Source organism: Ensifer sp. GW821-FHT05G01, from assembly GCF_059419585.1.
Window position 1 is genome coordinate 818,895 of record NZ_JBWKSC010000001.1, and the last position, 15,759, is coordinate 834,653.

Consider the following 15,759-nt stretch of genomic DNA (forward strand, 5'->3'; position numbering starts at 1 on the left):
CGCCGCGCGTCTCCTGGGCGCGCCAAGTCGCTCTAACACTTTGAAGCTGCGCATGATCCTTTCCGAAGATCGATCCCGATTTCCGGGTCATGCGCCGGATACCACCCTTTCGCATGCGCGATGATCCGCGCGGAAAAGATGATTGCAAAGACCATGACAGAGACCGCTGAGAAGATCGACTATTCCTCCACCCTCTACCTGCCGCAGACGGAGTTTCCGATGCGCGCCGGCCTGCCGCAGAAGGAGCCGGAAACGGTTGCCCGCTGGCAGAAGATGGGCCTCTACAAGAAGCTGCGTGCCTCGGCCGCCGGTCGCGAGAAATTCGTGCTGCACGACGGCCCTCCCTATGCCAACGGCAACATCCATATCGGCCACGCGCTGAACAAGATCCTCAAGGACGTCATCAACCGTTCGTTCCAGATGCGCGGTTTCGATGCCAACTACGTGCCCGGCTGGGACTGCCACGGCCTTCCGATCGAATGGAAGATCGAGGAAAAGTATCGCGAGAAGGGCCAGAACAAGGACGAGGTCCCGGTCAACGAATTCCGCAGGGAATGCCGCGACTTTGCCGCTGGCTGGATCCAGATCCAGGCGGAAGAGTTCAAGCGTCTCGGTATCGAGGGCGACTTCGACAATCCTTACACCACGATGAACTTCCACGCGGAAGCCCGCATCGCCGGCGAACTGATGAAGATCGCCAAGATGGGCCAGCTCTATCGCGGCTCCAAGCCGGTGATGTGGTCGGTCGTCGAACGCACGGCGCTGGCCGAAGCCGAAGTCGAGTATGCCGACGTCGAGAGCGACATGATCTGGGTGAAGTTCCCGGTCACTGAAGGTGCGGCAGATCTCGCCGGCACCTTCGTCGTGATCTGGACGACCACGCCCTGGACCATCCCCGGCAACCGCGCGATCGCCTTCTCCTCGCGTTACGCCTACGGGCTCTATGAGGTTGCGACCGCCGAAAACGACTTCGGTCCGCAGCCCGGCGAAAAGCTGATCTTCGCCAAGCGTCTGGCAGACGAGTCTGCCGCCAAGGCCAAGCTCACCTTCACTTTCGTCCGCGATATCGAAGGCGATGAACTGGCCGCTGTTACCTGCGCGCATCCGCTGCATGGCCTGGGTGGTGGTTACGCCTTCAAGGTGCCGCTGCTCGACGGTGACCATGTCACCGACGATGCCGGCACCGGCTTCGTGCACACGGCGCCCAGCCACGGTCGCGAGGACTTTGACGCCTGGATGGATAACGCGCGCGCGCTCGAAGCACGCGGCATCTCCTCGGCAATCCCCTTCACCGTCGACGACGCCGGCTACTTCACCGCCGACGCCCACGGCTTCGGCCCGGACGCCGAAGGCGGTGCCGGTCGCGTGCTCGACGACAAGGGCAAGAAGGGCGACGCCAATGATCGCGTCATCAAGGCGCTCATCGGCCGTCACGCCCTGTTTGCGCGTGGCCGCCTGAAGCACTCCTACCCGCATTCCTGGCGCTCCAAGAAGCCGGTGATCTTCCGCAACACGCCGCAGTGGTTCGTCTACATGGACAAGGGTTTCGGCGACGGCACGACGCTGCGTTCGCGCGCGCTGTCTGCCATCGACGATACCCGCTTCGTTCCCGGCGCCGGCCAGAACCGCCTGCGCGCGATGATCGAGGGACGTCCGGACTGGGTACTGTCGCGCCAGCGCGCCTGGGGCGTGCCGATCGCGATCTTTGCCGACGACCAGGGCGAAATCCTCGTCGACGAAGCCGTCAACGCCCGCATCCTCGAAGCCTTCGAGCAGGAAGGTGCGGACGCCTGGTTCGCTGATGGTGCCAAGGACCGCTTCCTCGGCAACGACCATGACCACGAAAAGTGGCACCAGGTCATGGACATTCTCGACGTCTGGTTCGACTCGGGCTCAACGCACACCTTCACGCTCGAAGATCGTCCGGATCTGAAGTGGCCGGCCGACGTCTACCTCGAAGGCTCCGACCAGCATCGCGGCTGGTTCCACTCGTCGCTGCTCGAATCCTGCGCGACGCGCGGTCGTGCGCCCTACAACGCCGTTGTCACCCATGGTTTCACCATGGACGAGAAGGGCGAGAAGATGTCGAAGTCGAAGGGCAACACCGTCACACCGCAAGAGGTGATGAAGGATGCCGGCGCCGATATTCTGCGTCTCTGGGTGATGACCACGGACTACTGGGAAGACCAGCGTCTCGGCAAGACGATCATCCAGACCAACATCGACGCCTATCGCAAGCTGCGCAACACCATCCGCTGGATGCTGGGCACGCTGGCGCACGACCAGGGCGAGGAGATCGCATACGCCGAACTGCCCGAGCTGGAAAAGCTGATGCTGCACCGCCTGGCCGAGCTCGATCGGGTCGTTCGCGAAGGCTACGATGCTTTCGACTTCAAGCGGATCGCCCGCTCGCTGATCGATTTCTCGAACGTCGAGCTTTCCGCCTTCTATTTCGACGTGCGCAAGGACGCGCTCTATTGCGACGCACCCTCGAGCCTTCGTCGCCGCTCGGCGCTCGCCGTCATCCGCAAGCTGTTCGATAGCCTCGTGCTGTGGCTGGCGCCGATGTTGCCATTCACCTGCGAAGAAGCCTGGCTGTCGCGCAAGCCCGATGCGGTTTCGGTTCATCTCGAGCAGTTCCCGGCGATCCCGGCGGAATGGAAGAACGACGCTCTCGAGGCGAAGTGGGAAAAGATCCGCGCTGTCCGTACGGTCGTCACGGGTGCGCTGGAAATCGAACGTCGCGAAAAGCGCATCGGTTCGTCGCTTGAGGCGGCTCCCGTCGTCTACATCGCCGACCCGGAGCTGTTGAAGGCGCTCGAAGGCGAAGATTTCGCCGAGATCTGCATCACCTCGTCAATCACGGTGGAAGTGGGCGAGGGCCCTGCCGACGCCTTCCGTCTGCCTGAGGTCGCCAAGGTCAGCGTCCTGCCGAAGTCGGCCGTCGGCCGCAAGTGCGCCCGCTCCTGGCGGATCACGACCGATGTCGGTTCGGACGCACTCTACCCTGAGGTGTCTGCCCGTGATGCTGCCGCACTTCGGGAACTTGGCTTCAAGGCTTAAGGGATCATTTACCGGATGAATTGCGCTTACTGCATTCATCCGGTAAAACCTGCCCGAAATTTGGCGGATTTCTCCGCCATGGGCGCTGAGTGGCCGCGCAGGTGACGGTGGCCGGCTGGAAGGAATCTCATGGAAATGACGCGAGAGTTGCGACTGTTTGCTAGCGTTGCCGCCATCATGGCGAGCGGCCTGGTGCTTTCCGGCTGCATCGGCGGCCCGACCTACGGCACCGACAAGACCGCCGGCGAGCAGCTGATGGACGATCTCGGAAGCGCTGTGAGCATTGCTCCCAAGAGCGGTGCTCCGGTCAAGTATCAGCCCCGCCCTGGCTTGGTGCTGCCGCCGTCCGGCCAGCAGACGGCCCTCGTGGAGCCGCAGAAATCGCTTGCCACCCGCGAAGCGAATCCGGAGTGGGTCGAGTCTCCGGAAGAAGCACGCAACCGCCTGCGCGAAGAAGCCGACGCCAACAAGAATAACCCGAACTATGTTTCGCCGCTCGCCAAGGCCAGCGCCAATGGTCGCCGTCTTTCGGCCAAGGAGCAGCAGGAAGCCTATCGCGAGGCCCGCAAGATCGAGATGGGCGCCTATTCCGACAAGCGCCGCTTCCTGAGCGACCCGCCGCTTGAATACCGCCGTCTGCCGGAAGGCTCGGAGGCCGATCTGGGCGAGCCGGAGAAGACCAAGGAACGCCGTCGCAAGAAGGAAGCCCAGGTCAAGGATTCCGGCAGCAAGTGGTACTGGCCCTTCTAAGCCATGACGATCAGCATTCGCGACGCCCGCCCGGAAGACGCCGAAACCATTCTGCGCTTCATCACCGAACTTGCCATCTACGAGAAGGAACCGGACGCGGTCGAAGCGACCGTCGAATTGATACAGGCCTCGCTTTTTGGTCCAGGTGCGCTCACCCGCGCAGTGATCTGCGAGAAGGACGGTAAGCCGGCCGGTTTCGCCATGTGGTTCTACAACTATTCCACCTGGCAGGCCCGCAAGGGGCTCTATCTCGAAGACCTGTATGTCACACCGGATTGCCGCGGCTCCGGCGCCGGCAAGATGCTTTTGAAGCATCTCGCCAAGATCGCCGTCGAGGAAGGGTGTGGCCGATTCGAGTGGAGCGTTCTCGATTGGAACGAGCCAGCAATCCGCGTTTACGAGGCTGTTGGCGCCGAGCCGATGTCGGAGTGGACGCGCTATCGGCTCGCAGGCCCGGCACTGGAAGCCTTTGCGGCCGGCTGAGAGGTTCGCTCGCCTCAGCGTTTCGCGGCAAAGAAATCCCTGAGAATGTCCGCGGCTTCGCGCTCTGCCAGCCCGGAATAGACGTCGGGGACGTGATGGCATGTCGGCGAGCCATAAAAGCGCACACCGCTGTCGACAGCACCGCCCTTGGGGTCTTCGGCGCCATAATAGAGGCGACGGATGCGGGCAAAGGAGATTGCCGCCGCGCACATCGTGCATGGCTCCAGGGTGACATAGAGGTCGGCGCCGGACAGCCGCTCATCGTCGAGCACGATGGATGCTTCGCGGATGGCAACGACCTCGGCATGGGCGGTTACATCGTTGAGTTCCCGGGTCCGATTTCCGGCGCGCGCGATGATCTCGCCATCGAAAACGATGACGGCGCCGATCGGCACTTCGCCGCGCTGGCCCGCCTTTTTGGCCTCTTCGAGGGCCGCATCCATGAAGCGTGTCGTATCAGCCATCGCTCAAACAATAATTTCTCTTAACCCACGGGCTTTGACCTGATAGGACAGCCGCAAAAGGCAGGCAACACAAATGACATCCAAAGACAAGCCCACACGGCCTGGCGGCAAGCCCGCCGGCCGGGACAAGAAACCTCACTTCGCTGGCAAGAAGGCGGCAGCGCCTCAGGCCGGAGCTTCGCGTCCGCCCAAGGCTGCTCCGAAGACCGCCGCCGCAAGCGCCGACGAACCGCAGCGCATCTCCAAGATCCTGGCGCGCGCCGGCGTAGCGTCCCGCCGCGATATCGAGCGCATGATCATGGAAGGTCGGGTCAGTCTCAACGGGGTTGTCCTCGACACACCCGTCGTCAATGCGACGCTTGCCGACCATATCGAAGTGGATGGACACGCGATCCGCGGCATCGAGCGTACACGCCTGTGGCTCTACCACAAGCCGGCCGGACTGGTGACCACCAATGCCGATCCGGAAGGCCGCCCGACGGTCTTTGACAATTTGCCGGACGAGTTGCCGCGCGTGCTGTCGATCGGCCGCCTCGACATCAATACCGAAGGCCTGTTGCTGCTGACGAATGACGGCGGGCTTGCCCGCGTGCTCGAACTTCCCTCGACCGGTTGGCTGCGCCGCTATCGCGTGCGCGCCCATGGCGAAATCGACCAGGACGAACTGGACAAGCTGAAGGACGGCATTGCCGTCGACGGCGTGCTTTACGGCGGCATCGAAGCGACCCTCGACCGTGTGCAGGGTTCCAATGTCTGGATCACGATGGGCCTGCGCGAAGGCAAGAACCGCGAAATCAAGAACGTGCTCGGCGCGCTCGGCCTCGACGTCAATCGCCTCATTCGCATCTCCTACGGCCCGTTCCAGCTCGGCGAATTGCCCGAAGGACACGTGCAGGAAATCCGTGGTCGGACGCTGCGTGACCAGCTCGGACCTCGCCTGATCGAAGACGCCAAGGCGAACTTCGACGCGCCGCTCTATAATGATCCGTCCGCAACCGTCGCGAACGAAGCGTCGGAAAGCGAAGCCTCCGACACGCGCAAGCCCGAACGTGCCAATCGCTGGGAAAAGCCGGAAGACAAGCGTGAGCGCGCGCTTTCGAAGCTCGACACCCGTCGTGACGACCGCCGCGACGGTGGCCGCGGCAAGGATGCGCCCCGTGGCAAGGGTGGGCCGCGCGACGACCGTAGCGACGCCAAGTTCGAAGACCGGCCGAAGCGTACCCCGGCGCAGCGCGCCCGCACGGCCAATGTCTGGATGGCGCCCGGCGCGCGTCCGCTGGCCGAGAAGAAGCCGAAATCGGCGGAAGGCGATGCTTCGGCAAAGCCGGCCCGTCGCGAGCGCCCCGAAGGCGCCCCGAACACCAAGCGCTATGGCCGGACCAAGGACGGCTTTGCAACGAAGTCGTCAGGCAAGTTCGACCCCGACCGCAAGGGCGGTGCGCCCAGGGACTTTGACCGTCCTGCGTCCTCCGCACCGGTCAAACGCCGGGACGAAGAGGGCGAGTGGATCAGCGCCAGCGAACCCGCACGTCGCGGCAAGGATGAAGGCCGCGATGGCGGTTTCGGCCGACGCAAGTCGGGCGACGCCGGCGACCGCAGGTCGCGCGACCACGGTGACCGTCCTGCCCGCCGCGAAGGCGGAGACCGGCCGGCCCGTTCCGAAGGCGGCCCGCGCAACTTCTCCGACAAGCCGCGGTTCCCACGCGCCGACGGCGACCGCCCAGCGCGTCGCGAAGGTGGCGACCGCCCGCGTGGCGATCGGCCGGCCCGCGCCGAAGGCGGCCCGCGCAGCTATTCCGACAAGCCGAGGGCTCCGCGCGCCGAGGGCGACCGTCCGCCGCGCCGCGAGGGGGGCGACCGCCCGTTTGGTGATCGGCCCGCCCGCGCCGAAGGTGGCCCGCGCAGCTATTCCGACAAGCCGAGAGCCCCTCGCGCCGAGGGCGATCGTCCGCCGCGCCGCGAAGGCGGTGACCGGCCGTTCGGCGACAAGCCCCGCGGCAAGTCCTTCGGTGGCAAACCGTCCGGCGGCAAGTCTTTTGGCGAACGCTCCGGCGGTCCGCGTGGCGGTAAGCCCGGTGGCGGCAAGCCGGCTGGCGGCGGCCGTCCTGGTGGCGGTGGACGTCCGGCTGGTGGCAAGCCGCGTGGCAGAGGAAACTAAGCGGTCGTGCGCATTGTCGGCGGAGAGTTCCGTGGCCGCAGTCTGGCCACGCCCAAGTCGAATGATATCCGCCCGACGACCGATCGGACGCGCGAGAGCCTGTTCAACATCCTGAGCCATTCCCATCCGGAGGCTCTCGATGGCACCCGTGTGCTGGACCTCTTTGCCGGCACCGGCGCCGTCGGGCTCGAAGCCCTGTCGCGGGGGTGCCGCCAGGCGCTCTTCGTCGAGCAGGGCGTCGAGGGAAGAGGCCTCCTGCAGAACAATATCGAGGCGTTCGGCCTTCAGGGTCGTGCCAAGGTCTTCCGCAGGGATGCGACCAGCCTCGGTTCCGTCGGCACGATGGAGCCGTTCCACCTGGTTTTTGCCGATCCGCCCTATGCAAAGGGGCTGGGAGAAAAGGCGCTGGAATCGGCGGCTCTCGGCAACTGGCTGGTTCCGGATGCTTTGGTGGTGCTGGAGGAACGTGCAGACGTTCAGCCGGCGCCAACAGCCGTTTTCGAGCGGCTGGACGTCAGGGTATTCGGCGACACACGCATGCACTTCTACCGCTTCCGTGGCGTCTGACGTCACACTTTTGATTCGCTTGCACAGTTAGACTGCCGATTGAACTGAGGCGCACGTCGATGAAGCAGGACGTATCCACCGTGAATGTTTCGCCGGCCAGCGCGAGCGAGCCGTCGGTCGCGCTGGCGCTCGGTGGCGGCGGTGCCCGCGGGCTCGCCCATATCCATGTTATCGAGGCTTTCGACGAGTTGGGCATCCGCCCTGTTGTTATCGCCGGTTCGTCGATCGGCGCCATCATGGGTGCCGGCATGGCGGCGGGCGTTAGCGGCAAAGAAATCCGCGAGCACACGCTGGCGACGGTTGGCCACCGCCGCGAAATCGTCAATCGCTTGTGGCAGTTGCGACCGGCAACTTGGTCGGAAGCGATGACCAACGGTTTCCGTTTCGGACAGTTCAACGTCGAGCGTGTCTTGAAGGCGTTCCTGCCTGAAGCCATCCCGGCGACGTTTTCGGAATTGGACGTGCCGCTCAAGGTCGTCGTCACCGACTATTACGGCCAGACGGAGCACGTTTGCGAGACGGGCGATCTGCAGAAGGCTCTGGCCGCATCGGCGGCGCTGCCTGCGGTCTTCATGCCGGTGAAGATCGAAGGACGGGTGATGATCGATGGCGGTATCTACAACCCCATTCCCTTCGATCATCTGCGCGGCCTTGCCGAGATCGTCGTCGGCGTCGACGTCGTCGGCGGCCCGGACGGTGACGGCAAGACGATCCCGAGCCGTATCGACAGCCTGTTCGGGGCGAGCCAGCTGATGATGCAGTCGATCATTGCGATGAAGCTGAAGGAGGGCGCGCCGGATATCCTGCTGCGGCCCGATGTCGGCCGCTACCGGGTGATGGATTTTCTGCGCGCAAAAGAGATCCTGGCGGCGACCGCTGGCATCAAGGATCAGTTCAAGCGCACGCTTGAAGAGCGAATGAAGGTGGTGAGCGTCTCCGGCTGAGGCCGCTGCACCGCTTCAGTACTGACACGCACGGTTCTGGGCCGGGAACCGCGTCTCGCTTTTCCTGGAAATGCCCCTATGCACTTTCCCGCAGATCGACAGGCAGCCCCGGCAGGATGCTCTCGCCGGTTTCCGAGGAATGATCGACATCGCGCTTGGGCTTGACCAGCGGTTCGGGACGCACGGGCTGCGAATGCAGCATGTCGCGGCCGGCGGTAATGCCTTCGGCCTCCTGCAGAACGAGACGCGCTTCGTCGCGCCTGCGGATATCGTCCATGATGGCGAGCGCTTCGTCGTTGCCGACGCCCAGTGCCTCCAGCGTCTTTCGGCCGAACAGCAGGCCGGACTCGAAGGTCTCGCGCAGTTCGTAGTCCACTCCCTTTGCCCGCAGTTCAAGCGTATGCAGCCGGTCATAGGAACGGGCGAAGATACGGGCGTCCGGATATTCAGCCTGCACCAGATCGACGATCCGGTCGGTCGTTTCCTTCTTCTGGGTGCAGATGGCGATGAGTTTTGCCCGCTCGATGCCGGCGGCGCGCAGCACGTCGAGCCGGTGGCCGTCACCGAAGTAGATCCGGAAGCCGAAGGTCGCCGCCTGGCGAACACGGGCGGCGGAGTGATCGATGATCGTCACGTCACGACCGCCGGCCAGCAGGATCTGGGCTGCGATCTGGCCGAAGCGCGAAAAGCCGATCATCAGAACGTCGGCGTCGGCACCTTCGAAATCTTCTTCCATTTCGTCGACCATTTCGTCCTGTTCGCGCATCAGCCGCGGCGCAAGCATGGAGGCGATCGGCGTCAGCGCCATCGACAGCGTGACGATGGCAACGAGCAGCGAGGCGTTGCCCTGGGAGAAGACGCCTGCGGTGGCCGCCGCCGTGAACAGCACGAAGCCGAACTCGCCGCCCTGCGGCAAGAGCAGGCAGACGCGCACAGCATCGTTGTGATGGGAGCCTGCCAGCCGGCAGAGCCAGTAGAGCACGAAGCTCTTCACCAGCATCAACAGCGGCACTGCGATGATGATGACAAGGTATTTGTCGATGATCACGTCGAGCTGCAGCGACAGGCCGACGGCCATGAAGAACAGCGCCTGCAGGATACCGCGAAAAGGCTCGATATCGGCCTCGAGCTCGTGGCGATAGGAGGATTCCGCCAGGAGCACGCCGGCGAGAAAAGCGCCCATCGCCATGGAAAGGCCGGCCAGCTGCATCAGCGTTGCCGCTCCCATGACCACCAGAAGGGCCGCGGCAATCATCACATCGCGCGCACCGGTGCGTGCGATGATCTGAAACAGCGGGTTCAGCAGATAGCGGCCCGCGGCGAAGAGGACGGCGATCGCGGCAATCGCGATGGCGAAATCTTCGAGCGGTGGCGTTGTATCTTCCGGTGCCTGCGCTGCCAGAAGTGGGATCAGGGCGAGCAGCGGCACGATCGCCAGGTCCTGCAGCAAGAGGATCGAGAAAGCGCGCTGGCCGAAGCGCGTGTTGCGGTCGTTGCCTTCGTCGAGGATCTGCATGGCGAAGGCGGTAGAGGAAAGGGCGAGGCCGAATCCGGCGACGATGCTCCCGCCCCAGTCGAGCAGGCCGGAAAAGGCGATCACGTAGGAAAGGATGATGCCGGTCAGCATGACCTGTGCGGTGCCGAGACCGAAGATGTCGCGCCGCATCTGCCAGAGCCGTGACGGTTTCAGTTCCAATCCGATGATGAACAGCAGGAAGACGACGCCCAGTTCCGACACATGCAGGATCTCTTCCCCCTCGGTGATCCTCTGGGCAACGGGGCCGATAAGGATGCCGGCTGCGAGATAGCCGAGGATCGTGCCGAGCCCGAGGCGCTTGAAAATCGGTGCCGCCAGCACGGCGCCACCGAGCAGCATCAGCGCCTGGGTGTAGAGGATCGGGGTCGTCGTCATGCGTGCGGCTTTCGATATCGCCTCGTCCTGCCCGGGGGCAGACGAGCGTTTCGGCGGGAGTAACATTACGGTGTCTGGGCGGGAATCATGCCAATGCCCTTGATGCATGCTTCAGTGCACAATAAATGGGGCAGGAATGAAAGGCCACATCATGTCAGAAACGATCGATTCCGCCTCCCTCGAAAAACGCGCCGCCGAACTGGTGGATCTTGCCCGCAAGGCAGGCGCCGATGCGGCTGACGCCGTCGTCGTTCGCGGCCGCTCCCGCTCTGTCTCGGTTCGCCTCGGAAAGGTCGAGGCGACCGAAGCATCCGAAAGCGACGATTTCTCGCTGCGCGTCTTCGTCGGCAACCGTGTCGCCAGCGTATCGGCCAATCCCGGTTTCGACCTGAAGGTACTCGCGGAGCGGGCCGTGGCGATGGCAAAGGCCTCGCCGGAAGACCCCTTCGCTTCGCTCGCCGATCCGGATCGGCTGGCGAAATCCTACCCGGATCTCGAACTCTTCGATGATCGCGAGGTTTCGACGGACGCCCTGACGGAAGCGGCGCTGGCCGCCGAAGAAGCGGCGCTGGCGGTGTCTGGCGTCACCAATTCCAGCGGCGCGGGTGCGTCGGCGGGCATGGGCGGGCTGGTGCTCGTCACCTCGCAGGGCTTCTCCGGTTCCTACATGGCCACCCGCTTCGGCCGCTCCGTCAGTGCGATTGCCGGCGAGGGCACCAAGATGGAGCGCGACTACGATTACGACAGCCGCATCTATTTCGACGAGTTGCGGGCGGCCGATGATATCGGCCGGGTTGCCGGCGAACGCGCGGTTGCGCGCATCAACCCTCGCCAGGTGCCGACCGCCAAGAACGTCACCGTCGTTTTCGATCCGCGCATGGCGCGCGGCTTCGTCGGCCATCTCGCCGGTGCGATCAACGGTGCTTCCGTCGCGCGCAAGACCAGCTTTCTGCGCGACATGATGGGCAAGCAGATCATGAAGGCCGGTCTGTCGGTGACCGACGATCCCCTGATCGTGCGCGGCTCGTCTTCGCGTCCGTTCGATGGCGAGGGTGTCAGCGGATCCAAACTGACGATGGTCGAGGATGGCGTGCTGAACCATTGGTTCCTGTCGACCTCGGCTGCGCGCGAACTCGGCCTTGAGACCAACGGTCGCGGTGTGCGCGGTGGCCCGACGGTCAATCCCGCCTCGACCAATCTCGCGCTCGAGCCGGGCTCCATTTCGCGCGAAGATCTGATCCGTGGTGTGGGAACCGGCTTCTACGTGACCGAGCTCATTGGCCAGGGCGTCAACATGGTGACGGGTGAATATAGCCGCGGCGCCTCGGGTTTCTGGATCGAAAACGGCGAATTGTCTTTTGCCGTGTCCGAAGTCACCATCGCATCGAACCTCAAGCAGATGTTCATGGCCATCACGCCGGCCGACGATATCGACCGGAAGTTCGGCGTTGCCGCGCCGACGCTCGCCATCGAAGGCATGACGCTCGCCGGCCTGTAAGCTGCGCACGTCAATGCCATGACAAAAGCGTTCGGCGATATGCCGTCGCGTAAGGATTGGAATGTCACACAAAGCACCATCGATCGCGACGTGGAGGGAGGATCTGGACTTGATCCTTTCCGCCGCGATTGCCGCGGGCGAAACCGCACTCCGCTACTTTCGCAACAAGCCCGATGTGCGCTGGAAGAACGAAGGACGCTCGCCGGTCAGCGAGGCCGATATCGCCGCCAACGACATTCTGAAGGAGCGTCTGCTTCTCGCCCGTCCGAACTATGGCTGGCTTTCGGAAGAGACAGACGACGATCAGAGCCGCCTGTCCTGCGAGACGGTCTTCGTCGTGGATCCTATCGACGGCACGCGCGCCTTCATCGCCGGCAAGGATCTCTGGTGTGTGAGTGTCGCGGTCGTCCACCGAGGTCTGCCTGTCGCCGGCGTGCTCTATGCGCCGGCGCTCGACGAGATCTACGAGGCAACGGTGGATGGCCCGGCGCTGAAAAACGGTGCGAGCATCCGTGTGCGTGACGCCCAGGACGGCGACGCCCTGCACGTGGCGGTCGCCGAAGACATCGTTTCGAGCCTGGCGCCTTCCTACCGCAACGGTATCGTTCGGGTGCCGCATGTGCCGTCGCTCGCCTACCGGCTGGCAATGGTTGCCGATGGGCGGATCGACGGCACCGTGGTCAAGAAGAACTCCCATGATTGGGATCTCGCCGCTGCCGATCTCATCCTTGAGAGGGCGGGCGGAGGGCTCAATACACTTCAATCCCAAGCTCTGTCCTACAATCGCCCCAATGTGGTTCATGGCCTACTTTGCGCGGCGTCGAAGGCGGCGTTGCCGGGATTGCTTGCCGCGTCCAGGACCCTTGAGGGCCATTGACCTTTCAGGCCGAATGCCGCAAACCAACGCCCATATCCTATAAGAAAATGGAACTCCAATGGCTCACGACTCCGAGAAGAAACAACGTCTGCATTTGGTCTTTGGTGGTGAACTGACCACGCTCACCGATGTTCATTTCCGTGACCTGGACAAGCTCGATATCGTCGGCATTTTTCCTGACTACGAAAGCGCACACATTGCCTGGAAGTCGAAGGCGCAGATGACCGTCGACAACGCGCATATGCGGTATTTCATCGTTCATATGCATCGCCTGCTCGATCCGGAAAACGATTGATGCCGATGCCGAGGGCATGCGTGGCGCGTTTCCGCGCGCTCGCTGCGTCTGACCTTCGCCCGAGCTTTGCATCGGGCGGGGGACTGAAGCCATGAGCAGCTTTCGCGCCCGGCTGGCGCTTTCGAGCTACCGCTGGATCGGTTCGGCGATCTATCCGTTCGTGTGGTCCTATCTTGCCCTGCGCGCCGCGAAGGGCAAGGAGGACCCGGCCCGTCGCCGTGAGCGCTACGGTTATGCCAGCGTGCCGCGGCCGCAGGGGCCTCTCGTCTGGTTCCATGCCGCAAGCGTCGGCGAGACGAATGCGGTCATCCCACTGATCAAGGAAATCCATCGCCGCGGCATCAACGTCGTCCTGACGACCGGCACGACGACCTCGGCACGGGTCGCGGCCGGACGCCTGGGTTCGGCGGTCATTCACCAGTACGTGCCGCTCGATTTCAAGCCGGCGGTCAACCGCTTCCTCGAATACTGGCAACCGGATCTGGCGATCATCGCCGAGTCCGAGATCTGGCCGATGACGATCCTCGAACTCGGGCGGCGCCACATCCCGCAGGTTCTGGTCAACGGACGGCTTTCCGACCGGACATTCGCCCGCTGGAAGAAGCGGCCGGCGCTTGCCGACGCGCTGTTTGAGAACCTCGCGCTGGTCATCGCTCAATCCGATGTCGATGCCGAGCGCTTTCGCACGCTGGGCGCCCTGCCGGTGATGGTTTCGGGCAACCTGAAGGTCGATACCGACGCACCGCCGCACGATCCGCAAGCGTTGAAGGAATATCGCCAGCAGATCGGCACGCGCAAAACCTGGGCGGCGATCTCGACCTTCGACGGCGAGGAAGCGGCTGCCGGCGTCGTGCATCGGGCGCTGAAGGAGCGCACCGGCCTTTTGACGATCATCGTGCCGCGGCACCCCGAGCGCAGCGATGCGATCGAGGCGGCGCTGACGGCCAAGGGGCTGAAGGTCGCACGCCGCACCCGCCGCGATCCGCTGACGCCGGATGTCGATATCTTCCTCGGCGATACGATCGGCGAGATGGGGCTCTATCTGCGCCTGACCGAGGTTGCCTTTGTCGGCCGTTCGCTGTTTGCCGAAGGCGGCCAGAACCCGCTCGAGCCGGCCATGCTCGGCTGTGCCGTTCTTTCGGGCGGCAACGTCCAGAACTTTCGCGAGACCTATCAGATGCTGGCCAAGAACGGCAGCGCCAAGATCGTCCGCGATGTCGAGATGCTGGCCAAGGGCGTCAACTATCTGCTCGCCAACGACGACATGCGTCGCTCGATGATCGATGCCGGCCTCGAAACCGTGCAAGAGATGCGCGGAGCGCTTTCGGCGACGATGAAGGGGCTCGAGCCCTATATCAATCCGCTCGTCGTCAAGGCACGGCTCGAGCCGCGCAACGACCTCTGACCGCACCGGGAGACTTGAGATCACCATGAGCGCACCGACAGCCATCGCTGGCATCCTGTTCGACAAGGACGGGACGCTGCTCGACTATGCCAAGAGCTGGGTGCCGGTGAACTATGAGCTGGCAAAGATCGCCGCCAAGGGTGACGAGGCTCTGGCCCGCACGCTGCTCAGGGCAGGCGGCATGGATGCGGACACCGGCCATGTGCTGCCCGACAGCCTGCTTGCCGCCGGTAACACGGTCGAGATCGCAACCGGGTTCGTTGCCGCCGGTGCGCCCTTTTCCGTGGAAGCGTTGACGACGCTGTTTGATGGGTTGTTTGCCCGCTCCGCCGAATATGCGGTACCGGTCACCGACCTCGGCTCGTTCTTCGCAGACCTGCATGCCAAGGGCTACCGCCTTGGTGTCGCCTCCAGCGACAACGAGCGCTCGATCCGCGAGACAGCTCGGCGCTTCGGCTTCGACGGTTATCTGCATTACGTCGCCGGCTACGACAGCGGCTATGGCGTCAAGCCGGAGCCCGGCATGGTGCTCGGCTTCTGCGCCGCCACCGGGCTCGATCCGCGGCAGGTCGTCGTCGTCGGCGACAACAATCACGACATGCACATGGGCCGCAACGCTGGCGTCGGCCTGACGGTCGCGGTGCTCACGGGCACCGGCTCGCGCCAGTCGCTTGCCGCTGCCTCCGACCATTGCCTGGCGGATATCACCGAGCTCGAAGCCGTCCTTTAGGTTTCCCGCCGAGCCGCAATTCGTCCATTGCAGCCGTCACGGGGGGGCAATCACGGATGCCAGACGGCCGCTAGTGACAAGGCCGACAGATAGAGCCCCAAACCGAAGACGGCGTGCGTAGCCAGGCTGCGCAGCCGTGCAATATTCGGGGCCGGCGTTTTCGAGGCGGCGATGCCGGCACCCATGCCCGGCTGCATCAGGAAGAACGGCGCGGCCACCGTCGCGAGACCGACAATCAGTGCCGGGGCAAGCGTCGGCAGCATCGCCCAGTCCTGGCCCCAGATCGACAGAAGAAGACCGGCGAAGACAATCCCGATCGCATAGTGGGCGCTCCAGCCGATCAGGCGTTCGCCCGAAACCGGCGCCGCTGCTGCGATCCGCTGGTGCCGGAAGCGGCCTTGCGGAAAATGGCCGATCCAGCGTCCGGCCATGGCGTAGTCCAGCGAGGGTATGCCGAGAAAGCGTTTCAGCGCCACGGCCCAGAGATCCATGATTATGGTCGCGCCGATCCCGATGAGGACGGCTCGCAACACCAAAGTCGTTTCCATGTTCTTTTCCCTTCACATCATGTTCATGGCCGCACGTCGGCAGATTGCACAGTGCGGGCATTCAA

At 63.9% G+C, this 15,759-nt stretch carries 14 protein-coding genes; 11 read left to right on the forward strand and 3 right to left on the reverse strand.

Features of this window, described 5'->3' with window-relative positions:
- Positions 1–153: 153 nt before the first annotated feature.
- The 3 genes from ileS (at position 154) to AC07UR_RS03990 (ending at position 4,296) form a co-directional block, all read left to right on the forward strand.
- On the forward strand, positions 154–3,063 hold the full coding sequence (gene ileS, locus AC07UR_RS03980) for an isoleucine--tRNA ligase (RefSeq protein ID WP_173419133.1): 2,910 nt from the start codon (positions 154–156) through the stop codon (positions 3,061–3,063).
- A gap of 129 nt (positions 3,064–3,192) precedes the next feature.
- Positions 3,193–3,813, forward strand: a complete 621-nt coding sequence (locus tag AC07UR_RS03985) for a hypothetical protein (protein WP_173419134.1) — start codon at positions 3,193–3,195, stop codon at positions 3,811–3,813.
- A gap of 3 nt (positions 3,814–3,816) precedes the next feature.
- Positions 3,817–4,296 carry a GNAT family N-acetyltransferase gene (locus AC07UR_RS03990; protein WP_173419135.1) on the forward strand — a complete coding sequence of 160 codons (480 nt, stop codon included), beginning with the start codon at positions 3,817–3,819 and terminating at the stop codon, positions 4,294–4,296.
- 14 nt (positions 4,297–4,310) lie between these two features.
- On the opposite strand, the gene AC07UR_RS03995 is transcribed toward AC07UR_RS03990, so the two are convergent.
- On the reverse strand, positions 4,311–4,760 hold the full coding sequence (locus tag AC07UR_RS03995) for a nucleoside deaminase (protein WP_173419136.1): 450 nt from the start codon (positions 4,758–4,760) through the stop codon (positions 4,311–4,313).
- Positions 4,761–4,833: 73 nt separating this feature from the next.
- Here AC07UR_RS03995 and AC07UR_RS04000 point away from each other — a divergent pair, with 73 nt between their 5' ends.
- From AC07UR_RS04000 to AC07UR_RS04010, 3 genes are read left to right on the forward strand one after another with little or no spacing between them, the layout of a single operon-like run.
- Complete coding sequence (locus AC07UR_RS04000; RefSeq protein WP_209787329.1) at positions 4,834–6,918, forward strand: pseudouridine synthase; 2,085 nt, start codon at positions 4,834–4,836, stop codon at positions 6,916–6,918.
- A 6-nt stretch (positions 6,919–6,924) separates the two neighbouring features.
- Complete coding sequence (gene rsmD / locus AC07UR_RS04005) at positions 6,925–7,485, forward strand: 16S rRNA (guanine(966)-N(2))-methyltransferase RsmD (protein WP_209787327.1); 561 nt, start codon at positions 6,925–6,927, stop codon at positions 7,483–7,485.
- Positions 7,486–7,544: 59 nt separating this feature from the next.
- On the forward strand, positions 7,545–8,429 hold the full coding sequence (locus AC07UR_RS04010; protein WP_173419138.1) for a patatin-like phospholipase family protein: 885 nt from the start codon (positions 7,545–7,547) through the stop codon (positions 8,427–8,429).
- 76 nt (positions 8,430–8,505) lie between these two features.
- Here the strand turns inward: AC07UR_RS04010 and AC07UR_RS04015 are convergent, their stop codons facing one another.
- Positions 8,506–10,341 carry a monovalent cation:proton antiporter-2 (CPA2) family protein gene (locus AC07UR_RS04015; protein WP_209787325.1) on the reverse strand — a complete coding sequence of 612 codons (1,836 nt, stop codon included), beginning with the start codon at positions 10,339–10,341 and terminating at the stop codon, positions 8,506–8,508.
- Positions 10,342–10,492: 151 nt separating this feature from the next.
- Here AC07UR_RS04015 and AC07UR_RS04020 point away from each other — a divergent pair, with 151 nt between their 5' ends.
- The 5 genes from AC07UR_RS04020 to AC07UR_RS04040 all read left to right on the forward strand — a co-directional run bounded on the left by AC07UR_RS04020 (position 10,493) and on the right by AC07UR_RS04040 (position 15,146).
- On the forward strand, positions 10,493–11,839 hold the full coding sequence (locus AC07UR_RS04020; RefSeq protein ID WP_173419140.1) for a TldD/PmbA family protein: 1,347 nt from the start codon (positions 10,493–10,495) through the stop codon (positions 11,837–11,839).
- A 61-nt stretch (positions 11,840–11,900) separates the two neighbouring features.
- Positions 11,901–12,716 carry a 3'(2'),5'-bisphosphate nucleotidase CysQ gene (locus AC07UR_RS04025; protein ID WP_173419141.1) on the forward strand — a complete coding sequence of 272 codons (816 nt, stop codon included), beginning with the start codon at positions 11,901–11,903 and terminating at the stop codon, positions 12,714–12,716.
- Between the two features lie 58 nt (positions 12,717–12,774).
- The gene (locus AC07UR_RS04030) at positions 12,775–13,011 is read left to right on the forward strand and encodes a DUF4170 domain-containing protein (protein ID WP_077504213.1); all 237 of its coding nucleotides are present in this window, start codon (positions 12,775–12,777) and stop codon (positions 13,009–13,011) included.
- A gap of 91 nt (positions 13,012–13,102) precedes the next feature.
- On the forward strand, positions 13,103–14,416 hold the full coding sequence (gene waaA / locus AC07UR_RS04035; RefSeq protein ID WP_173419142.1) for a lipid IV(A) 3-deoxy-D-manno-octulosonic acid transferase: 1,314 nt from the start codon (positions 13,103–13,105) through the stop codon (positions 14,414–14,416).
- Between the two features lie 25 nt (positions 14,417–14,441).
- Positions 14,442–15,146 (forward strand): HAD family hydrolase, encoded by a 705-nt coding sequence (locus AC07UR_RS04040; RefSeq protein WP_173419143.1) that lies wholly within the window; start codon positions 14,442–14,444, stop codon positions 15,144–15,146.
- Positions 15,147–15,196: 50 nt separating this feature from the next.
- Here AC07UR_RS04040 and AC07UR_RS04045 read toward each other — a convergent pair whose 3' ends face one another.
- Entirely contained in the window at positions 15,197–15,694 is a 498-nt protein-coding gene (locus AC07UR_RS04045) for a DUF2938 domain-containing protein (protein ID WP_209787323.1), read from the reverse strand.
- Positions 15,695–15,759 lie beyond the last annotated feature (65 nt).

What these genes read in the sequence shown, in the direction of transcription:
- AC07UR_RS04020 (WP_173419140.1), top strand. Translation starts at nt 10,493, where the DNA reads ATGTCAGAAACGATCGATTCCGCCTCCCTCGAAAAACGCGCCGCCGAA.
- AC07UR_RS04000 (WP_209787329.1), top strand. Translation starts at nt 4,834, where the DNA reads ATGACATCCAAAGACAAGCCCACACGGCCTGGCGGCAAGCCCGCCGGC.
- AC07UR_RS04015 (WP_209787325.1), bottom strand. Translation starts at nt 10,341, where the DNA reads ATGACGACGACCCCGATCCTCTACACCCAGGCGCTGATGCTGCTCGGT.
- AC07UR_RS04030 (WP_077504213.1), top strand. Translation starts at nt 12,775, where the DNA reads ATGGCTCACGACTCCGAGAAGAAACAACGTCTGCATTTGGTCTTTGGT.
- AC07UR_RS04040 (WP_173419143.1), top strand. Translation starts at nt 14,442, where the DNA reads ATGAGCGCACCGACAGCCATCGCTGGCATCCTGTTCGACAAGGACGGG.
- AC07UR_RS04010 (WP_173419138.1), top strand. Translation starts at nt 7,545, where the DNA reads ATGAAGCAGGACGTATCCACCGTGAATGTTTCGCCGGCCAGCGCGAGC.
- AC07UR_RS03995 (WP_173419136.1), bottom strand. Translation starts at nt 4,760, where the DNA reads ATGGCTGATACGACACGCTTCATGGATGCGGCCCTCGAAGAGGCCAAA.
- AC07UR_RS04045 (WP_209787323.1), bottom strand. Translation starts at nt 15,694, where the DNA reads ATGGAAACGACTTTGGTGTTGCGAGCCGTCCTCATCGGGATCGGCGCG.
- AC07UR_RS03990 (WP_173419135.1), top strand. Translation starts at nt 3,817, where the DNA reads ATGACGATCAGCATTCGCGACGCCCGCCCGGAAGACGCCGAAACCATT.
- AC07UR_RS03985 (WP_173419134.1), top strand. Translation starts at nt 3,193, where the DNA reads ATGGAAATGACGCGAGAGTTGCGACTGTTTGCTAGCGTTGCCGCCATC.
- waaA (WP_173419142.1), top strand. Translation starts at nt 13,103, where the DNA reads ATGAGCAGCTTTCGCGCCCGGCTGGCGCTTTCGAGCTACCGCTGGATC.
- ileS (WP_173419133.1), top strand. Translation starts at nt 154, where the DNA reads ATGACAGAGACCGCTGAGAAGATCGACTATTCCTCCACCCTCTACCTG.
- AC07UR_RS04025 (WP_173419141.1), top strand. Translation starts at nt 11,901, where the DNA reads ATGTCACACAAAGCACCATCGATCGCGACGTGGAGGGAGGATCTGGAC.